Source organism: Okeania sp. SIO2C9 (assembly GCF_010672455.1).
GTDB lineage: Bacteria > Cyanobacteriota > Cyanobacteriia > Cyanobacteriales > Microcoleaceae > Okeania.
On the sequence record NZ_JAAHGO010000020.1, the window covers coordinates 134,947 to 138,758 of the forward strand.

General features: G+C 34.2%; 4 protein-coding genes. 2 read left to right on the plus strand and 2 right to left on the minus strand.

The window, feature by feature from the left end; translation table 11 throughout:
* Together F6K23_RS17855 and F6K23_RS17860 are read right to left on the minus strand one after the other, a co-directional pair.
* Positions 1 to 1,529: substrate-binding domain-containing protein (locus tag F6K23_RS17855; RefSeq protein ID WP_293158270.1), on the minus strand; the 1,529-nt coding region annotated here is incomplete at its 3' end.
* Positions 1,530 to 1,840: 311 nt separating this feature from the next.
* Entirely contained in the window at positions 1,841 to 2,236 is a 396-nt protein-coding gene (locus F6K23_RS17860; RefSeq protein ID WP_293158273.1) for a hypothetical protein, read from the minus strand.
* Between the two features lie 1,038 nt (positions 2,237 to 3,274).
* On the opposite strand from F6K23_RS17860, the gene F6K23_RS17865 reads away from it, so the two are divergent.
* On the plus strand, positions 3,275 to 3,418 hold the full coding sequence (locus tag F6K23_RS17865; RefSeq protein WP_124155088.1) for a high light inducible protein: 144 nt from the start codon (positions 3,275 to 3,277) through the stop codon (positions 3,416 to 3,418).
* A 213-nt stretch (positions 3,419 to 3,631) separates the two neighbouring features.
* Positions 3,632 to 3,775, plus strand: a complete 144-nt coding sequence (locus F6K23_RS17870) for a high light inducible protein (protein WP_124155088.1) — start codon at positions 3,632 to 3,634, stop codon at positions 3,773 to 3,775.
* Positions 3,776 to 3,812 lie beyond the last annotated feature (37 nt).

Genomic DNA, 3,812 nt, shown 5'->3' on the forward strand with positions numbered 1-3,812 from the left:
TGATTTGCCCATGCTGCTAATAACCCTGCTAATCCTAATCCTCCTACTATTGGTGCTATTGGTATGCCATCTGTTGGAGTTGTTTGATTTCCATCAGCGGGAGTTGTTGGTGTATCTGTAGTATCTAACTCTGCTTCTGGTGTTGATATCTCTTGATTTTCATTTTCATCAATTGGAGTAGCAATTTCTAAATCTGTTGGTGCTAAATCACCTCCACGCCCTCTCTGTAGTCCCCAAATCAAAGCCCCTAGTAAAGGAATTCCTAGCAAAAAAATGAGCCACCAGGGAAATCCTTCTGTTTCTGTTTCCTGGCTGATATCATTTGGTAGTAGTGCTGTATCTGATTGAGCGGGACTAGGTGAAGCTACTACCTCTGAAGAATTTGCTTCATTAACTGTGGAAGTATTTGGACTGGGTTCGGTTACTACTGTCCCCGGAACTGCTGAGTCCACCTCTGGTGAGTTTGGTGCTGTCTCAGTTTGAGTATCTGAATTGTTTGTCGTTGCTGCTCCGGGAGAAATAGCAGCATCTGTTTCCCCTGAGTCCACCTCTGGTGAGTTTGGTGCTGTCTCAGTTTGAGTATCTGAATTGTTTGTCGTTGCTGCTCCAGGAGAAATAGCAGCATCTGTTTCCCCTTCTTTATCTACTGTTGCCACAACTTCTTGACCAACTGGAGAAGTAACTAAACCCATAAATGCTATAACTCCTGGATTAGCAGCATCTTTGTTATAGATATAGTTTCGGGGTTGAGAATATGGGTAACGAGGATCGTTCGGTAGAGTTTTGTGCATCTCAATAATCCGAACATCTTCTTTGTTCAGCACTTGGTCGGCGATCGCATAACTAATTCCATCTTTACCAAGTTCTTTTATAACTGCTGCTGTATCATCCTGAGATACCTGAGTAGCGTTACTTCCTGTCTGAAATGGAGCTTTTTTAAACACATCATAACTTTTAAGAGCTTCTCTGGTATCACTAAACTCTGGGCGATCAAGAAAGCGAATTGGGATTTGAGACCCACCTATTTCTGACCAGTCTGTGATTTCTCCCCGGAGTATTTTGGCAAACTGCTCAAATGAGAGATTTTCTGAAAATGGATTTTCAGGACTAACTATCACAGCAATTTTGCCACGCTCAATAGGAACTTCAACTAATCCTTGCTCTTTTTCCTGAGCAGTTAATGGACGTCCTATTGCGGCTATATCTGTTTCTCCTTTGAGGAGTGCTTCTAATACTTCACTGGCATTACCTGCTGCTAGTTCAACTTGAGCGTCTGTAAATTTTTCTTCGTAACGTTGTTTTAGTGATCGATTAATGACTGTCATACTATTAGAGCCATGTAATCTGATTTTTGTACCACTTGGCAGTGATTCAGGTAGTTGGTAGGTATTATCTGAGTTGACGGATTCAGCTAGAATAGTATTGCTTAAAAAAGATATATTAGTAGCTGCTGCTAAGGGCTTGGGAGTAGCAGTTAAGGTTAGCAATACTAATGATATTTGAAATAAATTTTTGCTAGATGAAGACATTTTTATCTGGCTTTTAGGTTGACAAAATATGGTTCAATTAACCTTTAGCAATTAGCCTTCAGCTTGAATATAATTTTCCTATCACTTATTAGTTCTCTACTAATAAATTGACAGTTAATTTTTTTCCAACTGAAGGCTAAATTCCTGATGAATAATTTTTGCAATTACATTCTCAGTTAGCTTTTGACTGATAGTTTTTAAATCTAAATACATATATTTTGAGGCAATATAGTATTGATTATTTATATGCAAATTAAAATCAACCAATAGTGCTTTTTGAAATTCATGACTCTTGGTTCAGAAAAATTAATTCACATTTTAACTATAGAAATTGTCACTTCTCCTTGATTATCCTCGATGTAAGTATCAAAGAAAAATGCACAAATATTTGTTGTTTCTAGCACTTCTAAAGTTAATGTATCGTCATCACCATTTAAAGTTGACCAAGTAGCTTCAACTTCCAAGTTGGTTTTTTTATTAATGAACTTACCACCATAAATCCACAACATAACCATGGGTTCACCAATGTTATTTGTATCATTTTTATATCCAAACGAACCACTGCGGATTCTAATTACATATATCCCTGGTTCTAATTTTGCTGAAACTGATGTTTCTTCCTGAATCTGTCGCATAGCTTCAGCATCAAGAGTATAGCAGTTTTTTTTACTGTCAATTTTTAGATCGGTAATTGTACAACCTTCCATATTCTTTTTTATTTCCTAGTAAATTTTATAGTATTCTTAACTAAGGCCACTGCTAGTATAAATTTTCTTACCTATAATAAATACAAGTGTCCAAAAATTCATAACAGACAAAATGGCTACTTTAGTCGAAGAATTACTTTGCGATCGGACTCAATAGTTAGTTTACACCTATTTGTAGCTTTAATGGTGTTGTTGTCCTATCATTTTTTTTTGATCCAAATTTAGTTCTGATAGAATTAAGTTAATATTAATTGATACTTATTCAATACATTGAAAATACATTGAAAGTTTTCAAAAAAACTGTTAGTATTTTTCTGATTTTACTATGATTTTATCTAAATAATCCCTGTCATATTTGCCAAAATTGATTAGCTATAAATATTTCATAATTCTAGTTTATATAGAATATCAAATACAGAATAATATATAAACCACTAACTACACACCTATAAATTATTGATTTTTTTTTACTAATTGATATGATTTTATATCTATTCAATAGACCTCTGGTGATAATTAATCTCAAACCCTTGTTATACCTGGGCAAAAACTTAGTTTGCACCAAATGTCTAAGATCAAATATTTAATTGAGGTATAAAGTAAACTAGAATTTTTTTACTTTGATCCCTTTCTCCGATCAATTTATTTATAATTGATGTTTAAAATTATGAATTTATAGATTGGCAAAAATATTTTGGCGTGGCACTGACCATGACAATAAGTAGAGATACTATGTGAGACTAGATTCGGCAATCGCTAATCAGTATACTTATTATTTTATCGGAGTAATAGCAATTTCAGATGAGGCTGTATATAATTATGAAATTCATTAATTTATCCGTCTTTAATCTGCATTAAGCTACAGTCAATTATTCTTACAATCTTATTTATATACAGCTTCACATTAAATTTGTATTCAACATAGAAGTCCATCTACTAATTGTCTAGACAAATCAAAATGTTAAATAATGTTGCCATATTTAAAATTTTACGTTAAGTTATATTACATAAGCTTGAAATCAAACGAGGTTAATGGTCATGGAAAATCAAGAGAAAAAAATAGGCTTCACCGATTTTGCAGAAGCTTGGAATGGTCGCCTGGCAATGTTAGGCTTTGTAATTGGTATTGCCACTGAATACTTCACAGGTCAAGGTATCCTTTCTCAACTTGGCTTAATGTAATTAATTGTTCCTTTTGAGAGCTGATTTCTCAAGTAAATATTAAGAGGTTGAATTCCTTGCAATACAAGGGTTTTGGGAGTTATATTCCAATAATACTTAAATCCCTGAGAGTTAGATTACATAAGGGTTTTAGCTAAGTTTACAAATCAGCTCTCAATAACTTTTCTGTTGTACTTACCAACGTTTAACTACACTAATTAGAGGTTAATCATCATGGAAAATCAAGAGAAAAAAATAGGCTTCACCGATTTTGCAGAAGCTTGGAATGGTCGCCTGGCAATGTTAGGCTTTGTAATTGGTATTGCCACTGAATACTTCACAGGTCAAGGTATCCTTTCTCAACTTGGCTTAATGTAATTAATTGTTCCTTTTGAGAGCTGATTTCTCAAGTAAA